Here is a 22,992-nt window from a genome sequence, read left to right on the forward strand (position 1 = left end):
GGCCGGGGCGACCGTCGGCGTCGGGGTGGTGGTGGCGGCCACCGCGCTCTGGCTGGGCGGGCAGATCGGCTTCAGGTTGGGGTTGGCCGGGTTGTCACTGGTCAGCTCGGCCAGCCGGCGCTCGGCGTCCGGCTCGCTCTTGGCCGGGATGCCCTGCTTGACCTGCTCCTGCGCGGCCAGGGTGAGGTCGTCCAGCTCGGCCGGGCTGGTGGAGTGCACGGTCGAGAGGTCCATCCCGGCGATCTGGCCCTGGATGCCCCGGAACACGGCGACCCGGCCGTCCTCGGTCGCACCGACGTAGTACTGCCGCTGCGTGTAGCTCCAGCCGCCGAACAGCGCCCCGCCGATGATCACCAGCAGCGCCAGCGTCATCGCCGCGGCCCGCACCGGCCGGTGCCGGCGGCGTTCCGGCTCGTCGTCGGCGCCGGCCGCGGGCTCCTCGGGGGAAGCGGGCCGGGGCGCGGAGAGCGCCGAGGCGCGCGCCGCCGGCGTGGAGACGTCGGCGGAGGTCGCCATGCCCCGATCGCGCGCGGCGGCGCCGCCGACGATCGGGCTGGCCTCGACGATGTCCTGGTCGGTGGCGTCTGCGATGATCACCGTGATGTTGTCCGGGCCGCCGCCGCGCAGGGCCAGCTGGACCAGCCGCTCGACGCACTGCTGCGGGTCCACGTACTCCCGCATGGTGTCGGCGATGGTGTCCGCGCTGACCACGCCGGAGAGGCCGTCGCTGCAGATCAGGTAGCGGTCACCGGGGAGCACCTGGCGAACGCTGTACTCCGGGTCGATGTCCCGGCCGTCCAGCGCCCGGGTGAGCAGCGACCGCTGCGGGTGGCTGCTCGCCTCCTCGGCGCTGATCCGGCCCTCGTCGACCAGCATCTGGACGTATGTGTCGTCCTTGGTGATCTGCGAGAACTCGCCGTTGCGCAGCAGGTACGCCCGGGAGTCGCCGATGTGGACCATGCCCAGCTTGCTGCCGGAGAAGAGGGTCGCGGTGAGCGTGGTGCCCATCCCCTCCAGCTGCGGGTTGGCGTCCACCGTGTCGCGGAGTTGCTGGTTGGCGGTGCCCACGGCCGAACGCAGCGCGTCCACGAGGGCGTCACCCGGGACGTCCTCGTCCAGCGGCGCCATGGCACCGATGACGATGTTGCTGGCGACGTCACCGGCGGCCATGCCGCCCATGCCGTCGGCCACGGCGAGCAGCCGCGGTCCGGCGTAGACGGAATCCTGGTTACCGTCTCGGATCAGACCGCGGTCGCTGTGGGCCGCATAGCGCAGGGTCAGAGTCATGGCCGTAATTCGAGAGAAGTGCGGCCGATCCGGATCGGCACGCCGAGGGGGACGGGGGTTGGTCCGGTGACCTTAGCGCGATCCAGGTACGTGCCGTTAGTCGAACCGAGGTCCTCGACGAACCACTGCCCGTCACGCGGCACCAGCCGGGCGTGTCGCGCCGAGGCGTAATCGTCGGTGATGACGAGGGTGGAGTCCTCGGCTCGACCGATGGTGATCTGCGCTTCACCGAGAGTGATCCGGGTGCCGGCCAGTTGACCGGCGGTGACCACCAGTTGGTGTGCCGCCCTGCCCCGCTTCGCCTTCGCCGGTTTCGCCGCCTGCCCCAGCGAGGCCCCCACCGCCCGGGGGGCGGCGACCAGCCGACCCGACCGGGCGCCCGCGAAGAGGTCCCGGCGAATCACACCGACCACCGTGAACACGAAGATCCACAGCAGGATGAGGAACCCGAACCGGGCGACGGTGATGACGAGTTCCGGCAAGGCGGATCAGCCGTCCACGCGGAAGGTCAGCGTCGTGGTGCCGAGCTGGATCATGTCTCCGGGGTTGAGGGCGACGGCGGAGACCCGCTGCCCGTTGACCATCGTGCCGTTGGTCGACCCGAGGTCGGTCAGCACGACCTGGCCACCGTCGAAATCCAGCCGGGCGTGTCGCCGGGAGATGCCGACGTCGGGCAGGCGCAGATTGGCCTGGTCACCGCGACCGATCACGGTCGAGCCCATCTGCAGCGGATAGGTGCGCCCGTCACCGGAGACCAGTCGCACGTTGCGGCCGCCGCCGTGGCCGGGCGGCGGGCCGTAGCCGCCACCCTGGTCGTAGGCGGGGTACGCGGGCGGGCCGGCGTCGTAGCCGGGCGCCGAGACCGGGGCGACCTCGCCACCGGTGTAGACCTCGGCGGTGACCCGGAACATGCCGGTGTCCAGCCCTTCGCCGCGTTCGATCTCGACGATCACGTCGCCGTAGACCGTCCACGCCTGCTCGCCGATGAACTCCGCCTGCGACTGGGCCAGCTCCTGGGCCAGTGCGGCGGCGTACGGCGCCAGACGGCTGTGGTCGTACGGCGAGAGATCGATCACGTAGCGGTTAGGCACCAACGTGCGCCCACCGGCCAGGATCGCCTTGTGCGCCTCGGCCTCCCGCTGCATGGCGTTGAGGATCTCCACGGGGTGGACCACCCCTTTGAAGACCTTGGCGAAGGCCCCTTCGACCAGGCCTTCCAGACGCTTCTCGAAGCGTTGCAGCACGCTCACCGGCTCCTCCTCGGGTCCCGAGGACATGATGGTATCCGGCCGGCGCGCGCGCAGCTCACACGCCGCTCGGCCGGCTGGCGGCGGTCCGTTCGGACGGCCCGTTGCCGTCGTGCTAGTCTTTCGTCCGCCACGAACGGTAGCCGCTCCACGGACGGTAACCCGGTCGGGGTGACGACCGGGGACCGGGTAGGGTGTCGGAGGCCCGCTGGAGACAGCAGGACCGACACAGATTACAGTGTTCGAGGTCATGCCACGGGGAAGTGGCGGAATGGCAGACGCGCACGGTTCAGGTCCGTGTGCCCGAAAGGGCGTGGGGGTTCAACTCCCCCCTTCCCCACCAGACAAGACGCGAGGGCTCCGCAGCGATGCGGGGCCCTTGTGCCATATCGGGGCGTGCTGTCCGTCACGCTATGCTCCGATGGTTTCTGCCTCCGATGCACCAGGAGTGGCGTGTGAGTGTCGCGTTCGTGACCGGGTCGGGCGGGCTGATCGGCTCCGAGGCGGTGCGGCACTTCGCCGGCCTCGGTCTCGACGTCGTCGGCATCGACAACGACATGCGGCAGGAGTTCTTCGGTGCGGAGGCGTCGACCGCCTGGAACGTCCGGCGGCTGACCGACGAGCTGGGGCCCGCGTACGCGCACCACAGCATCGACATCCGGGATCGGGACGCGCTGGCCAAGCTCTTCCAGCGGTACGGCGGCAAGGTCGCCGTGGTGATCCACACCGCGGCCCAGCCCTCGCACGACTGGGCGGTACGCGACCCGTTCACCGACTTCGACGTCAATGCCGGGGGCACCCTCAACGTCCTGCAGAACGTCCGGGAGCACTGCATCGAGGCACCGGTGATCCACTGCTCGACCAACAAGGTCTACGGCGACCGGCCGAACAGCCTGCCGCTGGTCGAGCTGGAGACCCGCTGGGAGATCGAGGCCGGGCACCCGTACGAGCAGGGCATCCGGGAGGACATGTCGATCGACTCCTGCCTGCACTCGATCTTCGGCGCCTCCAAGGTCGCCGCCGACGTCATGGTGCAGGAGTACGGCCGCTACTTCGGCATGAAGACCGCCTGCTTCCGGGGCGGCACGCTCACCGGCCCGGCCCACTCGGCCACCGAACTGCACGGCTTCCTCGGCTACGTGATGCGGGCCAACATGGAGCGCCGGAAGTACAAGATCTTCGGCTACCAGGGCAAGCAGGTCCGGGACGCGATCCACAGCTCCGACGTGGTCTCCGCGTTCGAGGCGTTCTTCCGCAACCCGCGCTCGGCCGCGGTCTACAACCTCGGCGGCGGGCGGCACTCCAACACCTCGATGCGGGAGGCGTTCGCGCACGCGGAGCGGATCACCGGCCAGGAGATGATTTCGGAGTACGTCGAGGCGAACCGGGTCGGCGACCACAAGTGGTGGATCGGCTCGAACGAGGCGTTCCAGGCCGACTACCCGGACTGGAAGCAGGTCTACGACGTACCGATGATCATGCGGGAGATCTACGAGGCCAACGTGGACAAGTGGGTGCCGGGAGCATGACGTTGAACCGCAAGCACAACGTCCTGGGCGTCCTCGTCGACGCCACCGACTACGCCGCGGCCACCGAGGAGGTGGTGGCGGCCGCGCAGGAGCGCCGCCCACTGGCGCTGACCGCGCTGGCCGTGCACGGGGTGATGACCGGCGTGCTGGACCGGGCGCACAACGCCCGGCTGAACTCCTTCGACGTGGTCACCCCGGACGGGCAGCCGGTGCGCTGGGCGCTCAACCTGCTGCACGGCGCCGGGCTCACCGATCGGGTCTACGGCCCGACGCTCACCCTGCACGTGCTCTCCCGCTTCGCCGACGAAGGGCTGCCGGTCTACCTCTACGGCTCCACCGAGGAGACCCTCGCGAAGCTGGTCCCGGCACTGGAACGGATGTTCCCGGCGCTCAAGATCGCCGGAGTGGAGCCGTCCAAGTTCCGCGCGGTGCAGCCGGGCGAGGACGTCGAGATCGCCGACCGGATCAAGGCCAGCGGGGCCCGGCTCGTCCTGGTCGGGCTCGGCTGCCCCCGCCAGGAGGTCTTCGCGTACGCCATGCGACCGCTGCTGGACATGCCGCTGATGGCCGTGGGGGCGGCCTTCGACTACCACGCCGGGCTGCTGCGCCAGCCACCACCGTGGATGCAGCGGGCCGGTCTGGAGTGGTTCTGGCGGCTCGGCCTGGAGCCGAAGCGGCTCTGGCGGCGCTACGTGATCCTCAACCCGGCGTACCTGGCCCGGCTCGTCGGGCAGAAGACCGGCGTGTGGAAGGCGCAGCCGCCGGCACCGGCCACCGAGCGACCGGCCAGCTTCGCCGTCTGACCCGACATGCGGAATGAGGCCCCTCCCGGACCGCCCGGGAGGGGCCTCACCTGTGGGAACCGACCTAGAGGGTCAGCGTCCAGGTGTTGATGTAGCCGGTGTCGTACGAGTAGACGTCCTGCACCCGCAGGCGCCAGGTGCCGTTCGCCGCCTCGCTGGACAGGTTCACCGTGTAGGTGGTGTTGACGTTGTCCGCGCTGTCCCAGTAGCTGCTGTTCTTCAGCCGGTAGGCCGAACCGTCCGGGGCGACCAGGTCGATGACCAGGTCACCGCGGTAGGTGTGCACGATGTTCACCGCGACGGTCGAGGCCGACGACGCGCTGCGGTTGCAACCGGAGATGGTGATCGAACTACTCACCGCGGCACCGGCGTCCGGGATCGCGACGTCGGTGCCGTTGGTGCCGGAGCAGCCGCCGCCACCGCCGGTCACGGTCAGCGTGTACGTCGCGGTCCTCGAACCCGAGGCCGCGGTACCGGTGACGGTCACCGGGAACGTGCCGGCCGGGGTGCTCGCCGAGGTGGCGATGGTCAGCGTCGACGAGCCGCCGGAGGTGACCGTCGCCGGGCTGAACGAGGCCGTCGCGCCGGTCGGCAGGCCACTGGCCGAGAGGCTGACCGACTGGGCGGAGCCGTTGGTGGTGGCGGTGCTGACCGTGCTGGTCACCGAGCCGCCCGGCGCGGTCGAACCGGAGGTCGGCGAGACCGAGACGGAGAAGTCGTTGACCGGCGGGGCGCCGTCGTTCACGACGTAGAGCAGCCGGTTCGGGGTACCGGTGCCCACGTTCGTCACCACGTCCGGGGTGGCGTTGTTGACCAGGTTGTCGCGTACCTGCTGGGGGCTCCAGGACGGGTTCGCCGAGAGCACCAGGGCCGCCGCGCCGGCGACGTGCGGCGAGGCCATCGAGGTACCGCTGATCGTGTTCGTCGCGCTGTTGCCGGTGTGCCAGGCGGACGTGATGTTCACGCCCGGCGCCAGGATGTCGACGCAGGTGCCGTAGTTGGAGAAGCTCGCCGCGGCGTCGTTGTTCTGGGTGGCGCCGACGGTGATCGCCGGCGCGACCCGGGCCGGGGAGTAGTTGCAGGCGTTCTGCCGGTTGCCGAAGATGTCGCCGTTGCCGGCGGCGACGGCGTACGTGATGCCGGCGTTGATGGAGTTGGTGACCGCGGTGTCGATCGAGCTGTTGGCGCCGCCGCCGAGGCTCATGTTCGCCACGGCCGGCTTGACGGCGTTGGCGGTCACCCAGTCGATCCCGGCCACCACCTGGGCGTTGGTGCCGGAGCCCTGGCAGTTCAGTACCCGGACGCCGACGATCTGGACGCCCTTGGCCACCCCGTACGCGGAGCCGCCCACGGTGCCGGCGACGTGCGTGCCGTGCCCGTTGCAGTCGTCGGCGGAGCCGCCGTCCACCGCGTCGAAGCCGGAGACCGCCCGGCCGCCGAAGTCGTTGTGGCTGTAGTGCACGCCGGTGTCGATGACGTAGGCGCGCACGTTGGACGCCGTGTTCGGGTAGGTGTACGAGTTGTTCAGCGGCAGGTTGCGCTGGTCGATCCGGTCCAGACCCCAGGACGGGGGGTTGGTCTGGGTGCCGGCGATCGACACGGTGTGGTTCTGCTCGACGTACGCCACGGCGGGATCCGCCGCGATCCGCGCCGCGGCCTTCGGGCCGACCCGGACCTCGAAGCCCCGCAGCGCCGCGCCGTAGGTACGTGCGACGCTGCCGCCGTGCCGGCCGACGAGCCGCTTGGCGTTGTCGGCCACGGCGCTCCGGCCGACGGCGCTGTCCTTGAACACGACGATGTAGCTGTCCGCGACGGCGGTGGCGCCGCCGGCGGCGCGGATCGCCCCGACGGGCTCGGCGGCCATCGCGGGTGCGGCGGCCGTCATCATGGCCAGCGTGGCCACCCCGACGAGTACGGACCTGTGTGGAAGAGCCATCTCCTACCTCCCTCCGACCGGCACTCACCGTCCACCCGTTCGTGGCGGAGTGAATCGATGAATGCCAATCGAGCTGAGGGTAGGGCGGGGTAGTCACGCAGATAAACATGTCGACTTCCCCATATCACCGGGAAGATGACCCCCCCTACGGGACCGGACTACGGGGCGAAGGGGGGACCGGCCCGGATTCGCGGCACCCGGAAACGGGCAAGGCTGACAGGCATGGAGAGCCATCTCGCCGTACTGCTGCCGGCCGCCGCCGTCTGGCTCGCCGCCGGCTACGTCGCGGACGGGCTGCCCCGGTTGGACCAGGCCCGCGCCCTGCGCCGGCGTGCCGGATGGCTGCTCGCTCTGACCCTGACCGGCCTGGGTCTGACGGCGGCGGTGCTGGCCGCCGGGCTCTCCAACCCCGGATCGACCGCGGCCGACCGCGCCGCCGGAGGGCTCGCCGTCGCCACCGGCCCGGCACTCGTGGTCGCGGTCTGCACCGTACGCCGGGTGCACCGGCTGCGGGCCGGCGCCGGCGCGTTCTCGGCAGCGCCGGAGACGCCGGCGCCGCACGGATTGCGGGCCGCCGCGGCGCATCCGCTGGTCGGGCTGCCGCTACAGGTCACCGGGCTGGCGATCCTGCCGGCGGTGGTCGCGGCGTACGCGCCGGACCTGCTCGCTGGCCCCGGCGTGACCGGTCCGGCGATCACCGTCGGCGCGCTGGGCGTCGGAGCCATCGGGGTACGCCACGCGCTGCGGCACAGCCGACTCGCCGAACGGGCGCGGTCGGCGTCGGCGTCAGCGCGAGCGACCGGTCCCCTGCACGTATAGCAGCTCCAGGATCGCCCGGGTCGCCTCGAACCAGCGGTCCAGCCAGCCGGGTGGCGGCACGCTGCCCTTCGGCGGGAGTTCCATCAGCAACCCGCGCAGCAGCGGGTGGTCCACCAGCGACTCGTTCGGCTCCATCGACCAGCCGCCCGCGGGGAACGACGGTTCGGTGAGCGGGTTCGGGTCCAGCGACGGCAGGGAGAGCGGCGGCCCGGCCTGCTCCGGCGCGGCGGAGGCGCCCTCCCGGCCGCCGGCCTCGGTGTCGGTCGACACCACCTCGGTCAGCACGGTGTCCCGGCGCGCGCCGCGGTACTTGCCGCCGAACCGTTCCGGCTTACCCGGACCGTTGGTGAGGTTGTCTGACCCGATCGTCGTCATCCGTCTCGCCTGCCTCGCTCGGTTGCCGATCCGTGCGGCGGGTTGTCGACCAGCGCCGTACCGAGGGGTACAACGAGACGGCGCCGATGTGGCGACGGGATTCCCGGGATCGGCTCCCGCCAGCCCAGGGCCGGCCACGGCCGCCGTCCCGGACCCGGGCAGCGGCGTGCCCCCGACCGGCCTCGACCGGACAGGGACACGCCTCACCACGTACCGGGCTGATCAGGCCCGGCGGAACACGCCGTCCCTGGTGCCGGCGACGAAGGCGTGCCACCCATCCGGAGTGAAGAGCAGGGCCGGGCCCGCCTTGTCCTTCGAGTCCCGCACCCCGACCGCCCCGGTCACGTACGCCACCTCCACGCAGTTGTCACAGTTCGGCCCGCTCTTCGAGCTCTTGAACCACGTTGCCTGCGTCAGGTCCACGGGGAACCCCTTGGTCGCCATTTCCACAACGGCTCCTCTACCAGTTTCGCGATGTGTGCGATGGACTCCTCTGGACGAATGGCCGCCGCGCGGATGTGATCAAAGATGAAGCTGTACTTCTGTAGTTCGTCGCTCTTCTCCAGGAAGAGCCCACCCGTGGCGTTCTCCGCGTACACGACATCCGGATCACCGGGCTCGGGGAAGCTCAGAATCGTGAAGGTGCCGTCCATGCCGGCGTGCGCCCCCACCTCGAAAGGCAGGATCTGCAACGTCACGTTCGGCAGTTCCGCCACCTCAACCAGCCGCTTCAGCTGGCCACGCATCACCGCGTCCCCGCCCACCGGCCGGCTCACCACCGCCTCATCGAGCACCACCCACAGATCGACCGGATCTTCCTGGGTCAACAACGACTGACGCCCCAGACGGACACGCACCCGCTGTTGTACCTGCTCAGGAGTGAAGTCCGGCCGGGCGGCACGGATCATCGCGCTGGCGTACTCCTCGGTCTCCAGCAGACCCGGCACGACCTGCTGCTCGTACGCCCGGATCGAGCTGGCCGCCGCCTCCAGCCCGACGTACGCGCCGACCAGCACCGTGCTGTACGGGTGCCACCAGCCCTTCTGCCGCGCCTCCCGGGCAATCTGCACCAGCTCGTCGCTCTCGACCCCCACCACCCCGTAAATCCGGAGCATGTCGCGCACGTCGCGTGGGGTCGCCGAGGTGTGCCCCGTCTCGATCCGCGAAATCTTCGACGCCGAGCACTCCAACTGCTCGGCGACCGCCTCGATGGTGATCCCGGCCGCCTCGCGCTGCCGGCGCAGCTCCGCGCCCAGGCGGCGGCGCCGGATGGTCGGACTGCGCCGTTCACTCACGGTGCCACCTCGGTTCGCGACTGCGGGGCTCGCAAAACCGGCTCACTCCTCGCGCTCACGACCGCCACCTCGGTTCGCGACTGGCCGCCACCTCGGCTGCTCCGGACCACTGGCTGCTGGCCCTCACCCCGTCCACCTCCGCCTCGACGCGCCGCTGTCGCCGCCCGCCACGGGACCGTCGAACGGCGAGCGAGCGTTCGCGGCGAAGAGTGATGCCGGTCGTCGGCCGGCCGCGACGGGCGAAACCGGCCCTCAGTGTGCCGCCCAGATGTGAACGGCTTCAAGCGCCGCTTTGCGCGAGCCGCTCACGTATCGGCAAAAGGCGACGTGCAACTTGCATGAAGCACGTCGCTGATGCAGTCTGTCCGTATGGCACGGGTCACTGACCGTCTCCGTCCGATCCCGCCTCGTGATCATGCCGCGGGTGCCGGGATGTACGGCGGCGCCGGGGCCCGACCGTTGACAACCAGACCTGCCCCGGGGTGAAGGACCCCGCCGCTGCACGCCAGTTGACTGTGGCGGCGGGAGCGGTACCCGGAGGCAGCCGGGTGTTGGTCGGGTGGCGGCTCGCCACCAGCGGGTACGGCCCGACCACCACCGCCCGTACCAGCCGGCCCACGAGGCACGACCCCGTCGTCGGGCCACCCACGTCCCCCGATCAGCTCCCGCCGGCTCCTCCGCCGGCCGACCCTTCCCAGGAGCCCATGTGCTTCCCCGCTCTGGTGACGTACTGCACGTGACTCGCGCGGCGAGTGTCCAGTTTCTTCGACCCATCATGTTCCGGGTGATCCGGGTGCTCGACTGGCCGACCTACGACGGCTGGCTCTGGCTCGACGGTTACGAGTTGAACGCTTCGGGGGACGCGGTCAACCGGCGGTCGATCTTCGTCCAGCGGGAGGGCCTGCGCCACCTGCGGACCGCTCCGGAGCCGCGCCCGCACACCGTCCGGTCGTCCCGGCGGCCCGTCGCCCGCACCCCGGTCCGGGTGGGCTGACCTGCCCGATCGGCCATCGGGAGGGCGTGCCGACGCCATAGAATCGGTACGCCCACCCCGGCAGGTTCCACCCCGCGCGTCCAGGACCCCGAACCTGGGATGGCTATGGTCAATCAGCCCGCCGCGCGGCGGCACCACCGCTCCCGTATCGCCTACGCCTTCGGACTCCTGGCGCTGGTCGGCGCCGCGGCCACGGTCCTGGTCGTGGTCCGCGACCCGGCCCTCTCGTCTGCCCGGTTGACGACCCCGGTCCCGGCACCGGAGATCACCGTGGTCGACGCGGATCCGCCGCCGGACGACGTCGGAACGGGCCCCGAGGACATCGACGCCCCCTTCGCCTTCGGCGAGCCGGACGCCGACGCCACCGGCACCGACGAGGCCCCGGCCCGGGGCGGGCCGGACGACGCCGCCCGCCAGGAGGGGGGCGGCACGATCGAGGCGACCCACTCACCGGAGGACGTCCGCCGGTCCCTGTTCTGGTCCGGGATCTTCGGGCTGGCCATCTCGCTGGCCGGGCTGGGCCTGGTCGGCACCAGACGCCGGATGTGGTGAGCCCCGCGGTCGCTCAGGGGGTCGGCGTCGGCTCGGGGCTCGGGGTGACCGCGCTGCCGCTGGGCGAGGGTTCCGCCCGGGAAACCACCAGGGTGACCTCCTCCCCCTCACCGACCGGATCGCCGGTCTCCGGCTCGGTGCGGATCACGGTGCCGGGCGGGCGGTCCGAGGTGCGGTACTCCACGCGGTAACCGAGCCCGAGCCGGTCCAGGATCGCCTCCGCCGTCGTCAGCGGCAGGTTGACCAGCGGAGGCATCGGCACCTGAGCCGCCGCCGTGGTGGCCGGCGCCGACGGTGAGGCGGTGGTCGGCGCGGCCGACGTCGGCGTGGGGGTGGTGGGCGACGGGCTGATCAGCGACGGCGACGGTGACGGTTCGGGACCGGTCACCTCGTCGGCGGACTCGAGGAGCAGCCACAGCCCGATCCCGAGCAGCCCGAGCAGGAGCAGCAGGAGCACACCCCAGAAGATCGGCAGCCACCAGCGCCGGTCGCTCTGCTCCTCGGCGTACCACTCGGTGCCGGCTGGCTCCCGGTAGTCCGCCCATCGGGGTGGCGGCACCTCCGCCCGCCCGGACCACGCCGCCCGTCCCGGCCGCTCTGGCGGGAGCGGCGCGGTGCGGTCCAACGGTGCGGTGGCGTCGGCGGGCGTCGGGCGGTGCGGCTCCCCGCCGGGCGCCGGCGGTCCGCCCGCCGTCCGGTCGTCCGGGCCGGGTAGCCGTCGGGTCTCCTCGGCGGGTTCGGACCCGGGCGCGGCGGCACCGGAGGGTGGGAGCGGCAGGCTCCGCTCGTCGTACTCCCCGGCGGGTGGCTCCTGGCGGTCGTCGCTCATCGCACGTCCTTTCCCGACCCGGGACGGGCGTCGTGGCCCTCGACCGCCAACCTAGCGGTCCGGGCGGCCGTCGGCCGGATTCAGCGTGTCGACCGGGCCGGTCACGGTGCCGGGTCGGCGGAACCGGGGGCGGCCGACGCGTCGCCGCACCAGATCGAGATCTGGTCGTTCCACCGGCCCGCGCTGCCGCCGGCCGGGTCCTGACTGACCACCGTGCCGGTGCGCCGGAGGCGGTACCGCGGGTAGAACCCCTCCTCGACCAGTTCGTCCGCCGCCTCGTCACAGTCGTCGCCGACCACGTCGGGCACGGTACTGACCGGTGCCGGCCCGGTGACGTAGAGCGTGACGGTGGTGCCCCGGCTCACCTGCGTCCCGACCGCCGGCGAGGTGCGCTCGACGGTGGTGCCGGTGCCGCCGCCGAAGACGAGTCGCCAGCCGAGTCGGAGGTGCCGCAGCTCGTAGCGGGCATCCTCGAAGTTCTCCCCGATCACCGGCGGGACGGTCAGCCCGCTGGTGCCGGTCGCGGTCGTCCGGGGGGCGGCCGGCGTCGTGCGGCCCTGGGTCGGCCGGGCTGTCGGGGCACCGGTCGGTGAGCCGGTCGTGGATGCCGACGCGGCGGGCGCAGCCGGCCGACCGTCCTCACCGGCGAGCAGCCAGCCGCCGGTCGCCCCGACGGCGGCGAGCAGCACGAGGGTCAGCCCACCGCCGAGCACCAGGGTCAACCGGCCCGGCCCGGCCTGTGCTCGGGTCTTCCGACCCGCGTCCGCGTCCGTCACACCGCCACCGCCTCCGTCGCCGCGACCGTACCCAGTCCGCCCAACCGCGCTGCGTCACGGTGCGCCGGCAGCACTCGCCGCCTCGATCCCGGGAGGTTACGCTCCCCGGCATGGCCAGACGGGGCTGGGGAGGATCGATCGCGACCGCGGCGGGCGTTGCTGCCGGCGCGGCCGCCGCCCAACTGGGCTTCGGCTACGGGCTGGGCATCATCAACTGGGCGCCGGCCGAGGCCGGCGCCGGGACGGCCGCCTGGGTGGCGAGCCTGACCTGGGCGACCTGGATCGCGGCCACATCGACCGTGTTCGGCGCGGTCTGCGCGCAGCGGTTGCAGGATCGTGGGCCAACCGCCGGGCCGGCCGGTGACGACCCGTCCGACGTGCCGGCGACCGTCTCCGACCCGGGTACTCCCGCCGGGACCGGCGCGTCCGTACCCGACGCCGGCGAGGGGGGTGCGGGCACGCCGGGCGGGGGCAGCCTCCACCGGATCGCGCTGGCGGTGGCCGCCGGGCTGGGCGCGCTGATCACCGTGCTGCTGGTCGCCGTGCCGGCGCGGGTGGCGGTGGTGCCGGACGCCTCCGCGCCCCGGAACGTTGCCGCCGCGTACGCGTCGGTCGGGCTGCTGATCGGCGTGCTGACCGCGGTCTGGGCGCTGCACTCGCGGGCCGCCGCGACGAACGTGATCGCCACCGTCGGCTGGCTCTGGCTGCTGGCGGTGGCCGCCGTGGTGGACGGCGTCCTGGCCGGACGCGGGTTGACCACCGCCCAGCTCGGCATCTGGCAGCTCAGCGCGGACGACGCGCGGTTCTGGATCCGGGACTGGTTCTACTGGCCGGGCGCGCTGCTGTCGCTCGGTTCCGCACTGGTAATCGGTGTCCTGGCCGCCCGCCGCGCCGCCCGGCACGCCGACCGCCGGGTCGGGGCGACCGCGTCGGGTGCGGCCGGTCCGCTGCTCGTCGCGGTCGCGTACCTGCTGGCGGTGCCGAGGCTGACGGCGATCAGCCCGGAGCAGATGTCGGCGCACCTGATCGCCCCGTACGCGGTGATCGTCGGGGTCGGCGGATCGGTCCTGGTCGCCACGCTCGCCCAACGCCGCCGGCCGGTCGCCCGGGGGCGGGTTGCCCTGCCCGGGCAGCGCACCGGCGAGCCGGCGGAGACCGTGGGGCGGCCGGCGGAGCCGGTGGGCGCTGTTGGCGCCGCCGACCCGGAGCTGGCGGGGGCGGGCCACGCCGGCACCCGATCCGGCGGCCCGAGCGGCTCGGCCGGCCCGGCGGGGCCCGCCGCCGCGGCGGGCCGGGCCCGGAAGGCGTCCCGGCCGGGCGCCGCGGCGACCCCTGACGCCACCGGCGGTCCGGCCGCCTGACCCGCCGGCCCGCCGACCCGCGCCGGCTGATCGGTGGCGGGCGTCGGTCAGTCGACCGGCCAGGTGTGCACGGGCGCATTGCTGCGCTGCAGTTCGGCATAGCGCTGCACCATGTGGTGCAGGGCGGCGTCCCGGCCCAGGCCGCGGTGCCGCTCGGCCGCCCAGACCGCCTCGGTCTGCCAGACCGCGCCGTTGCGGCCGGTGCGGCAGCGCTGCTCGATGATGCCGAGCAGCCGGTCCCGTTCGGCGGGGGCCACCCCGAACCGGTCCAGCCCGGCTGCGGCCTGGGGCAGCAGGACGTCGAGGACCAGCGTGGTCACCGGCACCTCGCCCAGGCGGGGCCAGTGCAGCACGGCGTCCATCCCGCGCCGGGCGGCGACGTGGAAGTTCTCCTCCGCAGAGCTGAAGGTGAGCTGGCTCCAGATCGGACGGTCCGCCTCCGCCAGGCCGCGGGCCAGGCCGAAGTAGAAGGCGGCGTTCGCCAGCATGTCGACCACCGTCGGGCCGGCCGGCAGCACCCGGTTCTCCACCCGAAGGTGCGGTCGGCCGGCCATGATGTCGTACACCGGCCGGTTCCACCGGTAGACGGTGCCGTTGTGCAGGCGCAGCTCGCCCAGTTCGGGGACGCCACCGGCGTGCAGCACCTCCACCGGGTCCTCGTCCTCGCAGATCGGCAGCAGCGGCGGAAAGTAGCGGACGTTCTCCTCGAACAGGTCGAAGATCGAGGTGATCCAGCGCTCCCCGAACCAGACCCGGGGCCGTACGCCCTGGGCCTTGAGCTCGTCAGGGCGAGTGTCGGTGGCCTGCTGGAACAGGGCGATGCGGGTCTCCGCCCACAGTTGCCGGCCGTAGAGGAACGGCGAGTTGGCACCGACGGCCACCTGCGCCCCGGCAATGGCCTGGGAGGCGTTCCAGTAGTCGGCGAAGCTGTCCGGGGCGACCTGAAGGTGGAACTGGAGGCTGGTGCAGGCCGCCTCGGGGGCGATCGAGTCGGTGTGGGTCTGCAACCGCTCGACCCCCCGGATGTCGAGCTCGATGTCCTCACCCCGGGCACCGACGATCTGGTCGTTGAGCACCCGGTAGCGCTCGTTCGTGGAGAGGTTGTCGGCCACCAGGTGCCGCTCGGTGAGGGTGGGCAGGATGCCGACCAGGACGATCTTCGCGTCGGACTTGGCCGCCCGCTCGTCGGCCCGGGAGAGGCTGCTGCGCAGGTCCTGCTCGTAGTCGGCGAAGCCGATCCCCTCGATCAGCCGGGGCAGCGCGTTCAACTCCAGGTTGAACTGCCCCAGCTCGGTCTGGAACAGCGGGTCGGCGATGTCGGCGAGGATGACCTCGTTGCGCATCGCCGGCTCGGCGGCCGAGTCGACCAGGTTGAGTTCGATCTCCAGCCCGGTCATCGGCCGGTCCGCGTCGAAGCCGAAGTCGTCCAGCATCAGCGCGAAGACGTCCAGGCACCGCCGGACCTTCTGCCGGTACCGGACCCGGTCCTCCCGGGAGAAGGCGCCCTGCTCGACGTCCCTGCCCATGTGTCCTCCCGGCGCGCGGCGCGACGGAACGGTGGCGTCCCGCAGCGCATTGTGAAGCATCCACGGTAAGAGCGCCCGCCTGGCCGGGGCCAGAGGCCGGCCCTCGATCCCGTGCCCGGGCCGACCGCGGCCCGCCGCCGAACGCGTCCCGGTGGCATCTCTACCCAGCGGGTTCCGCTGAGCATCGCTTCGGCCCGCCACCAGCTCGTGACAATTCCCACCCGGAAGCACGCCGCCGGTCTCCAGCGCGACGTTCCAGGTGAGGCCGAAGTCCTCCCGGTCGATCTCGGCGCTGGCGGAGAAGCCGAAGATGTCCTGGCCGAACGGGCTGCGGCCGGCGCCCTCGAACGCCACCTCCAGCTCGACCGGGCGGGTCACGCCCTTGATGGTCAGCTCGCCGAGGAGCACGAACTCGTTGCCGTCACGGGACTTGACCCCGGTGCTGCGGTACTCCAGCGTGGGGAACTGCTCCGTGTCGAGGAACTCCGGGCTGCGCAGGTGCGCGTCCCGGTCGGCCTGGCTGGTGTTGATGCTGGCGGCCTGGATGGTGGCGGAGACCGAGGACTGCATCGGGTCCTCGGCAATCGTGATGGTCGCGGCCGCCTCGGCGAACTCACCGCGTACCTTGCTCACCATCATGTGCCGGGCGACGAAGCCGACGCGCTTGTGCGCCGCGTCCAGCAGGTAGGTGCCGGCGGTCGGGATGGTGAGACCGTCCCAGTCGCGGGTAACCGACTCGGTGCTGCTGGTCATGGAACTGCCCTCCGAGGAAGATTGTTTAGTAGCCCAACGGCTGTCGAAGCAACTATAGCCGTGACAATATTCCCGATGTCAAGGACTGTTAGGATGTGTGGGTGAACCAGAACGTGTTCGACGACCCCCGGATCACCGCCGTCGGCCTGCTCGTCGAGGCGCACGCCGGGCTGTCGGCCCGGTTCGCCGCCCAGTTCGAGGAACACGGACTGTCACCCGTCGAGTTCGAGGTGCTGACCCGGCTCGCCCGGTCCCCCGGCAACCAGCTGCGGATGACCGACCTGGCCGCGCAGACCTCCCTGTCCACCAGCGGGGTGACCCGGGTGGTCGACCGGATGGAACGCGACGGCCTGCTCACCCGGCGCGCCTGCCCCTCCGACCGGCGCAGCTCCTACGCGGTGGTCACCGCCGCCGGCCTGCAACGGCTCGACGAGACCCTGCCCGGGCATCTGCGGATCATCGAGCAGTGGTTCACCGGCCAGCTCGACCCGGAGGCGCTGCGCGCCCTGCTCGACGGCCTGCGCCGGGTCCGCGACGCCGTCCACCCCGGGGCCACCGCCGGCAGCACCGGCCCCGTCCTCATCGGCGGCGAGGCACCCGCCGGCCGGTGCTGATCCCCACCGGGCCAGGGGCCGACGGCCGGATCGAGGTGATCCTGCCGGCCGGGGTGGCCGTGCCGGCCCGGGGCCGAGTGTCGCGGAGCCGACCGGCAGAAAGACCGGCAGAACTGCCGCACCCCCGGAAGATAGTCGATCAAACCGGACGGAACAGTGGCGTCCGGTGGCTAGTCTTCGGGCAGCGGGGACGCACCGGGGGGTGACGGCGCGAGCGATGAGCGAGGGGTAGCAACAGGGGGCTTATTCGCTCGCGCCACCCCGGCCCGCTCATGGGGCAGCCCCGCTTCCGGCCACGGCGCTCGCCGTGGCCGGTCTCTTCTGGGGCACCGGCCCGCCGCGACCTCCCCGGGCACCGGCCAGGGCCGGCTCCGTCAGTCCGGCTCGTCGCGGATCGCGGTCAGCGCGTACAGCAGGTCCTCCTCGTCCGGCAGCAGCCGGATGCCGCTCTCCCGGCAGACCCTGTCGAGCCGGTCGAGCACGGCGGGATCAGCCGTGCTGGCGGCCAGCCCCACCAACGCCTCCACCACGTCGCGGCGGTCCTGGCCGTCGACGCCGGCCTCGGCCGAGGCGGCGAACCACTCGGCCGCCAACTCCCGGTCGCCCCGGTGCAGCGCCAGGTTCCCCTCGATCAACGCGCAGATCCCGTCCTCGGGGCGGGCCCCACTGCGCCAGGGCGACCGGAAACCGGCACCGAACGCCGAGCCCTCGGTTCCGACCGGGACGCGGCCCAGCCGGCGCGCCGCGGGGACGGTCGGCACGGGCGGGTGCGACCCGGCGGGCGCGCACACCGGCGGGCGCAGCTCCGCCAACACCTCCACGGCCTCCGCCGACCGTCCGTCCCGGGCGAGCGCCAGGCCCACCGTGCCGAGCACCCGGCGGCGGTGCCCCGGATCGCCCAGACCGGCGAGCGCGGCCACCACCCGGCGCCCCTGGTCGACGGCGTCGGCGTACCGGCCTTCGAGGCGGGACACCTCGGCGAGGTTGGCCCGGGCGAGCACCCGCAGCCGCTGCTCGCCGCACTGGGTGGCGAGCCGGTCGACCGCGGCCAGCCGACGCCGGGCGCCCGCCAGGTCGCCCACCCGGATGTCGTGCCAGGCGAGGTTGTTCTGCGCCACCGCCATGTCCCGGACCCGTCCGTCCCGGGCGGCCAGCCCCAGTACCGCCTCGGCCTGCGTACGGGCCTCGTCGTGCCCGCCGGTGGCGATCAGCAGCGCGCAGAGCACCGTCCGCGCCTCCAGCTCCCCGGTGACGTCACCAACCTGCCGGAACGCGGCCAGCGCGGCCCGTGCCGCCGGCAGCTCCTCGGCGCCCGCGCCGTGCTCGGCGGCGAGCCGGGCCACGCCGAGCAGGGCCCAGGCCCGCAGCACCGGGTCGGCGTCAGCGGTACGCGGATCGGCGAGCAGGCGACGCAGCCACTGCCGCCCGGCGACGTCCCGACCCCGGAACCGCCACCACCGGGCCAGTCCCGCGGCCAGTTGCAGCGCGGTCAACGGGTCGTCGGTGGCGGCGTGCGCCAGCGCCGAGCTGATGTCCCCGCTCACCTCGTCCAGCCGGTGCACCGCGGCCGGCAGGTTCGCCCCGACCAGCTCCGGCACCGTCCGCGCCACCAGCCCGGCGACGACCCGGGCGTGCCGGCGCCGGATCGCGGTCAGCTCACCGGCACCGGTCGCCTGTTCGGCGGCGAAGTCCCGGACGGCGTCGAGCAGGCGGAACCGGAACGCCCCGGTGCCACGTACGCTCAGCAGCCCGAGTTCCAGCAGCCGGTCCAGCAGGGGCACCGGGTCGACCACCACCGTGCCGTCCCGGTCCGCGTCGTCGGCGAGCATCTCCTCGGCCAGCTCGACCGACCACCGGTTGCCGAACACGGCGAGCCGGCGCAGCGCCGCCCGCTCCTCGGGGGCGAGCAGCCGATAACTGGTCGCCACCGCGTCCCGCAGGGTTTCCGCCACCGCCGCCCGCGACCTCTCCGGACGGCCCGGCTCGGGCGGATCCCAGCCCGGACGGCCGGCCGCGCCGGAGGCCGTGGCCAGGTCGAGGACACGGTCGCCGTACCGGTCGAGCAGCTCGTTCAGGTCGAGGATCCGGCCCCGGGCCGCCATCAGCTCGATCGCCAGCGGCAGGCCACCCAGCCGCCGGACCAGGGCGGCCAGGGCGGGCAGCTCGGCGGGGCTGGGCGGTTCGCGGCGTACCTGGGCGAGCCGGGCGGTGAACAGCGCCACCGCCGGGTAGTCGACCAGTGCCGCCGGCCCGGCCCGCTCGTCGCCCGGCGGGGGTACGTCGAGCGGGGCCACCGGCAGCACCCGCTCCCCGGGCAGCCCGAGCGGGTGTCGGCCGGTGACCAGCAACCGCAGCTGCGGCAGCGCGCCGGTGAGCCGGTGCACCGTCTCGGCGACCGGGTCAGGCGCCCGCTCCACCGCGTCCACGATCAGCAGCGCCGGCCGGCCGGCGAGGTGGGCGGCGAGCTCCGGCAGCCGGGCGACGCCGAAGACCGCCACCGAGGCGGCCAGTACGTCGGCGCTGTCCGATCCCTCCCCGATCAGCACCCCGGCCACCCCGCCGGGGTGGGCCCGGGCCACCGCGTGGGCCACCGACAGGGCCAGCGCGGTCTTGCCGACGCCGGCCAGCCCGACCAGGGTCACCAGCCGGGGCCCGCGGTCGTCGGTGAGCATCCCGATCAGCTCGACCAGGTCGCGTTCCCGGCCGATCAGCTCGACCGGCGGTGGAAGCGCCACCGGCGTACCGGCGTCGGGGTCGGCGTCGTCGGGACCTGCCGCGCCGCCCGGGGCGACCGGGGAGGCAGCCGGGACCGGCCCCCGGGCCGCCGCCAGGAAGGCGGACCGGGCCGACCCGGCCAGCTCCAGGGCGGTGGCGAGCAGCTCGACGGTGGTGCGCTGCGGCCGGGACGACCGGCCCCGCTCCAGGTCGCGGACCGTCCGTACGCCGACGCCCGCCCGGGCCGCCAGCTCGGCCTGGGTGAGGCCGGCGGCGAGCCGGTGCCCGCGCAGCAGGTCCGGCAGTCCGGTACGACCGCCCGGGCGACGCGAACGATCATGATCCGGAGTCATGGGCAGGAAGGGTACGGTCCGGATACGACCGGCGGCAGTCGATCGTCGTCCTGCTGACGCCCCGCTGCGGATATCCGACAGCGCCGCCGGGCCGCGGGAGAACGCGACGCCTGCCCGCCGCGCGGCCGGACCCGCCGGGCCCGGCGCCGTCACATGCCGAGCTCGCGAGCGATGATCATGCGCTGCACCTCGGAGGTGCCCTCACCGATCTCCAGGATCTTGGCGTCCCGCCAGAACCTGGCCACCGGGTACTCGTTCATGAAGCCGTACCCGCCGTGGATCTGGGTCGCGTCCCGGGCGTTGTCGACGGCGATCGTGCTGGCGTGCAGCTTGGCGATCGCGGCCTGCCGCTTGAACGGCTCACCGGCGAGCATCCGGGCGGCGGCGTCGTAGTACGCCAGCCGGGCGGTGTGCGCCCGCATCTCCATGTCCGCGATCTTGAACTGGATCGCCTGGTAGTTGCCGATCGGCTGGCCGAAGGCGTGGCGCTCCCCGGCGTACCTGATCGACTCGTCGACGCAGCCCTGGGCGAGGCCGACGGCCAGCGCGGCGATGGCGATCCGGCCCTCGTCGAGGATGCGCAGGAACTGAGCGAACCCCCGGCCCCGCTCGCCGAGCAGGTTGGCCGCCGGCACCCGGCAGTCGTCGAAGGTCAGCTCGTGGGTGTCCGACGCGGCCCAGCCCACCTTCGAGTAGCCGGGCGCGACGGTGAAGCCGGGCGTACCCGACGGCACGATGATGGTCGACAGCTCCTTGCCGCCGTCCGGCCGGGTGCCGGTGACGGCGGTGACCGTGACCAGCGCGGTGATGTCGGTGCCGGAGTTGGTGATGAACGCCTTGGAGCCGTTGATCACCCACTCGTCGCCGTCCAGCACCGCCCGGGTCTGGGTGCCGCCCGCGTCGGAGCCGAAGCCCGGCTCGGTCAGCCCGAAGCCCGCGAGGGCCTCGCCGCTGAGCAGCTTCGGCAACCACCGCGCCTGCTGCTCGGCCGTACCGAACCGGTAGATCGGCATGGCGCCGAGCGATACCGCCGCCTCCAGGGTGATCGCCACGCTGGAGTCGACCCGGGCCAGCTCCTCCAGGGCGAGGCAGAGCGCGAAGTAGTCGCCGCCCATGCCGCCGTGCTCCTCGGGGAAGGGGAGCCCGAACAGGCCCATCTTCCCCATCTGCCGGATCACCTCGTACGGGAAGGTGTGCTTCTCGTAGTGCTCGGCGATGACCGGCGCGACGACCTCGCGGGCGAACTCCCGTACGCTCTCCCGCAGCGCCTCGTGCTCCTCGGTGAGCCGGAAATCCATGGATTCCTCCTGTGTGGACGGGCCGCCGGGCGCTCGTGACGCCGGGCCGGATCGCTGGTGCGGGGCGGGCCCCTGCCGGCCCGGGTGGGGCCGGCGGCAGGGTCAGACCGGGGTGACGCCGTGCCGGCGCCGGGAGAAGTGCCGTTCCTTGTTCCGTGCGGCGGCGAACCGGCGGACCAGCTCGGCGCGCAGCTCGTGCGGCTCGACGATGGCGTCGACCACCAGCTCGCTGGCGAGCCGGACGATGTCGATGTCCCGCTCGTACTCCTCGCGCTTCGCGGCGACGAAGGCGGCCCGCGCGGCCTCGTCCTCGATCGCGGCGATCTTGTTGGCGTAGACCGCGTTGACCGCGGCCTCCGCGCCCATCACCGCGATCTTGGCGGTGGGCAGCGCGATGGTGGCGTCGGGCTCGAAGCCGGGGCCGGCCATCGCGTAGAGGCCCGCGCCGTACGCCTTGCGGACCACCACGCAGATCTTGGGTACGGTCGCCTCGGAGATCGCGGTGATCATCTTGGCGCCGTGCCGGATGATGCCCTGCTTCTCCACCGCGCTGCCGACCATGAAGCCGGGCACGTCACTGAGGAAGAGCAGCGGCACGTTGAACGCGTCGCAGAGCTGCACGAACCGGGTCGCCTTGTCGGCCGAATCGACGAAGAGCACGCCGCCCTTGAACATCGAGTTGTTGCCGACCACGCCGACGACCTCGCCGTCCAGCCGGCCGAATCCGATGGTCAGCTCCTTGGCCCAGAGCGCCTGGATCTCGAAGAAGGACCCTTCGTCGAGCAGGCCCTTGACGTACCGCCGCATGTCGAACGCCTGCCGCTCGCTCGCCGGCACCAGCGCGGCCAGGTCGGCCTTCTCGGGCGCGGCGACGGCCGGTGCGACCGGCGGCGCCTGCGTCCAGTTCGCCGGCAGGTACGACAGGTAGCGCTTCACCACGTCGAGCGCGTCGGCCTCGGTCTTGCAGAGGAAGTGCCCGACGCCGGACTCGGCGCAGTGCACCTTGGCGCCGCCCATCGCCTCCAGGGTGGTCTTCTCGCCGGTGACCATCTCGACCATCCGGTCCGAGCCGAGGTACATGCTGGCGTTGCCGTCCACCATGGCGACCACGTCGCAGAACGCCGGAATGTACGCCCCGCCGGCGGCGCTGGGCCCGAACAGGGCGCAGACCTGCGGAATCGACCCGGAGGCGCGGACCTGGTTCCAGAAGATCTTCCCGGCGCCGCGCCGGCCGGGGAAGAGCTCGACCTGGTCGGTGATCCGGGCGCCGGCCGAGTCCACCAGGTACACCATCGGCACGCTGCTGGTGTAGGCCCGCTCGATGATCCGGATGATCTTCTCGACGGTACGCGCGCCCCAGCTGCCGGCCTTGACCGTGGAGTCGTTCGCCATCAGGCACACCGGCCGGCCGTCGATGGTGGCGGTGCCGGTCACCACGCCGTCGGCGGGCAGGCCGTCGGCCGTCGCGTTGGCGTAAAGGCCGTCCTCGACGAAGGAGCCCTCGTCGACCAGGAGCGCGACCCGCTCGCGGGCGAAAAGCTTGCCCTTGGCGGCGTTCGCCGCGTGGTACTTGTCCGCACCGCCGGCCCGAGCCCGCTTGCGCAGCTGCTCCAGTGCCTCGCCGTCGAGCGTCACGCCGACTCCCTCGCCGCCTGGGCCGGCCCGCCTCGTGAGCGGAGCCGACCGACCTGAACGATCGTTAGGTTAGCGCATCGCGACGATCCTCGGCGACCCACACACCCCCGTCCCGCGCCCGCACCACTCCACCGACACGGTGATCAAGAGGTTTGCGTCGGACCCCGCGCGGATCCGCACACACACCTCTTGATCGACAAGGCGTCGGGCGGTGGACCCAGGTGGGCAGTGGACCCAGGTGGGCAGTGGACCCAGGTGGGCAGTGGACCCAGGTGGGCAGTGGACCCAGGTGGGC

General features: G+C 72.8%; 20 protein-coding genes, 1 tRNA gene and 1 pseudogene. 8 read left to right on the plus strand and 14 right to left on the minus strand.

All coding sequences use genetic code 11. From position 1 onward, the window contains the following. From C1I99_RS12970 to C1I99_RS12980, 3 genes are all read right to left on the minus strand, one after another. Nucleotides 1-1,287: PP2C family protein-serine/threonine phosphatase (locus C1I99_RS12970; RefSeq protein ID WP_111134464.1), on the minus strand; the 1,287-nt coding region annotated here is incomplete at its 3' end. Next, nucleotides 1,284-1,769: an FHA domain-containing protein FhaB/FipA gene (locus C1I99_RS12975; RefSeq protein ID WP_111134465.1), complete on the minus strand. Its 486-nt coding sequence runs from the start codon at nt 1,767-1,769 to the stop codon at nt 1,284-1,286. The genes C1I99_RS12970 and C1I99_RS12975, both read right to left, overlap by 4 nt. A 6-nt stretch (nt 1,770-1,775) precedes the next feature. Continuing rightward, nucleotides 1,776-2,564 carry an FHA domain-containing protein gene (locus C1I99_RS12980; protein WP_088996759.1) on the minus strand — a complete coding sequence of 263 codons (789 nt, stop codon included), beginning with the start codon at nt 2,562-2,564 and terminating at the stop codon, nt 1,776-1,778. A gap of 227 nt (nt 2,565-2,791) precedes the next feature. Here C1I99_RS12980 and C1I99_RS12985 point away from each other — a divergent pair. The 3 genes from C1I99_RS12985 to C1I99_RS12995 all read left to right on the plus strand — a co-directional run bounded on the left by C1I99_RS12985 (nt 2,792) and on the right by C1I99_RS12995 (nt 4,866). Continuing rightward, nucleotides 2,792-2,877, plus strand: a tRNA-Leu gene (locus tag C1I99_RS12985). A gap of 70 nt (nt 2,878-2,947) precedes the next feature. Continuing rightward, nucleotides 2,948-4,063: an NAD-dependent epimerase/dehydratase family protein gene (locus tag C1I99_RS12990; RefSeq protein ID WP_199562102.1), complete on the plus strand. Its 1,116-nt coding sequence runs from the start codon at nt 2,948-2,950 to the stop codon at nt 4,061-4,063. Continuing rightward, entirely contained in the window at nt 4,060-4,866 is an 807-nt protein-coding gene (locus tag C1I99_RS12995; protein ID WP_111134480.1) for a WecB/TagA/CpsF family glycosyltransferase, read from the plus strand. The genes C1I99_RS12990 and C1I99_RS12995 overlap by 4 nt, the downstream gene beginning before the upstream one ends. A gap of 64 nt (nt 4,867-4,930) precedes the next feature. Here C1I99_RS12995 and C1I99_RS13000 read toward each other — a convergent pair whose 3' ends face one another. Next, nucleotides 4,931-6,802: a S8 family peptidase gene (locus tag C1I99_RS13000; protein WP_111134466.1), complete on the minus strand. Its 1,872-nt coding sequence runs from the start codon at nt 6,800-6,802 to the stop codon at nt 4,931-4,933. A gap of 222 nt (nt 6,803-7,024) precedes the next feature. Between C1I99_RS13000 and C1I99_RS13005 the strand changes: the two genes are divergently transcribed. After that, nucleotides 7,025-7,621: a hypothetical protein gene (locus C1I99_RS13005; RefSeq protein WP_111134467.1), complete on the plus strand. Its 597-nt coding sequence runs from the start codon at nt 7,025-7,027 to the stop codon at nt 7,619-7,621. On the opposite strand, the gene C1I99_RS13010 is transcribed toward C1I99_RS13005, so the two are convergent. The 3 genes from C1I99_RS13010 to C1I99_RS13020 all read right to left on the minus strand — a co-directional run bounded on the left by C1I99_RS13010 (nt 7,589) and on the right by C1I99_RS13020 (nt 9,291). Then, nucleotides 7,589-7,996 (minus strand): hypothetical protein, encoded by a 408-nt coding sequence (locus tag C1I99_RS13010; RefSeq protein ID WP_111134468.1) that lies wholly within the window; start codon nt 7,994-7,996, stop codon nt 7,589-7,591. The genes C1I99_RS13005 and C1I99_RS13010 overlap by 33 nt on opposite strands. Before the next feature lie 222 nt (nt 7,997-8,218). After that, nucleotides 8,219-8,440 carry a DUF397 domain-containing protein gene (locus tag C1I99_RS13015; RefSeq protein ID WP_111134469.1) on the minus strand — a complete coding sequence of 74 codons (222 nt, stop codon included), beginning with the start codon at nt 8,438-8,440 and terminating at the stop codon, nt 8,219-8,221. Then, entirely contained in the window at nt 8,410-9,291 is an 882-nt protein-coding gene (locus tag C1I99_RS13020) for a helix-turn-helix domain-containing protein (protein ID WP_111134470.1), read from the minus strand. The genes C1I99_RS13015 and C1I99_RS13020 overlap by 31 nt, the downstream gene beginning before the upstream one ends. A gap of 706 nt (nt 9,292-9,997) precedes the next feature. Here C1I99_RS13020 and C1I99_RS13030 point away from each other — a divergent pair. Next, the gene (locus tag C1I99_RS13030) at nt 9,998-10,285 is read left to right on the plus strand and encodes a hypothetical protein (RefSeq protein WP_111134471.1); all 288 of its coding nucleotides are present in this window, start codon (nt 9,998-10,000) and stop codon (nt 10,283-10,285) included. Between the two features lie 99 nt (nt 10,286-10,384). Beyond that, on the plus strand, nt 10,385-10,837 hold the full coding sequence (locus C1I99_RS13035; protein WP_111134472.1) for a hypothetical protein: 453 nt from the start codon (nt 10,385-10,387) through the stop codon (nt 10,835-10,837). Nucleotides 10,838-10,850: 13 nt separating this feature from the next. Here the strand turns inward: C1I99_RS13035 and C1I99_RS13040 are convergent, their stop codons facing one another. After that, on the minus strand, nt 10,851-11,666 hold the full coding sequence (locus C1I99_RS13040) for a PASTA domain-containing protein (RefSeq protein WP_111134473.1): 816 nt from the start codon (nt 11,664-11,666) through the stop codon (nt 10,851-10,853). Nucleotides 11,667-11,767: 101 nt separating this feature from the next. Next, complete coding sequence (locus C1I99_RS13045) at nt 11,768-12,442, minus strand: PASTA domain-containing protein (RefSeq protein ID WP_111134474.1); 675 nt, start codon at nt 12,440-12,442, stop codon at nt 11,768-11,770. Nucleotides 12,443-12,552: 110 nt separating this feature from the next. On the opposite strand from C1I99_RS13045, the gene C1I99_RS13050 reads away from it, so the two are divergent. Then, entirely contained in the window at nt 12,553-13,803 is a 1,251-nt protein-coding gene (locus C1I99_RS13050; RefSeq protein WP_233512486.1) for a hypothetical protein, read from the plus strand. Nucleotides 13,804-13,850: 47 nt separating this feature from the next. Here C1I99_RS13050 and C1I99_RS13055 read toward each other — a convergent pair whose 3' ends face one another. Together C1I99_RS13055 and C1I99_RS33300 are read right to left on the minus strand one after the other, a co-directional pair. Next, nucleotides 13,851-15,329, minus strand: coding sequence for a glutamate-cysteine ligase family protein (locus C1I99_RS13055; RefSeq protein WP_199562103.1), 1,479 nt, complete (start codon nt 15,327-15,329; stop codon nt 13,851-13,853). A gap of 219 nt (nt 15,330-15,548) precedes the next feature. After that, a pseudogene (locus C1I99_RS33300) lies at nt 15,549-16,082 on the minus strand (YceI family protein); the annotation flags it as partial. Nucleotides 16,083-16,183: 101 nt separating this feature from the next. On the opposite strand from C1I99_RS33300, the gene C1I99_RS13060 reads away from it, so the two are divergent. Then, nucleotides 16,184-16,696, plus strand: coding sequence for a MarR family winged helix-turn-helix transcriptional regulator (locus C1I99_RS13060; protein WP_111134481.1), 513 nt, complete (start codon nt 16,184-16,186; stop codon nt 16,694-16,696). Between the two features lie 374 nt (nt 16,697-17,070). On the opposite strand, the gene C1I99_RS13065 is transcribed toward C1I99_RS13060, so the two are convergent. The 3 genes from C1I99_RS13065 to C1I99_RS13075 all read right to left on the minus strand — a co-directional run bounded on the left by C1I99_RS13065 (nt 17,071) and on the right by C1I99_RS13075 (nt 22,697). Beyond that, nucleotides 17,071-19,764: an ATP-binding protein gene (locus C1I99_RS13065; protein WP_111134476.1), complete on the minus strand. Its 2,694-nt coding sequence runs from the start codon at nt 19,762-19,764 to the stop codon at nt 17,071-17,073. Between the two features lie 149 nt (nt 19,765-19,913). Beyond that, nucleotides 19,914-21,062: an acyl-CoA dehydrogenase family protein gene (locus C1I99_RS13070; protein WP_111134477.1), complete on the minus strand. Its 1,149-nt coding sequence runs from the start codon at nt 21,060-21,062 to the stop codon at nt 19,914-19,916. 102 nt (nt 21,063-21,164) lie between these two features. Further along, a complete protein-coding gene (locus C1I99_RS13075) occupies nt 21,165-22,697 on the minus strand; it encodes an acyl-CoA carboxylase subunit beta (RefSeq protein WP_111134478.1) in 1,533 nt (510 codons plus the stop codon). Nucleotides 22,698-22,992: the final 295 nt, after the last annotated feature.

Origin of the sequence: Micromonospora deserti, assembly GCF_003236335.1 — a bacterium.
GTDB classification, from domain to species: domain Bacteria; phylum Actinomycetota; class Actinomycetes; order Mycobacteriales; family Micromonosporaceae; genus Micromonospora; species Micromonospora deserti.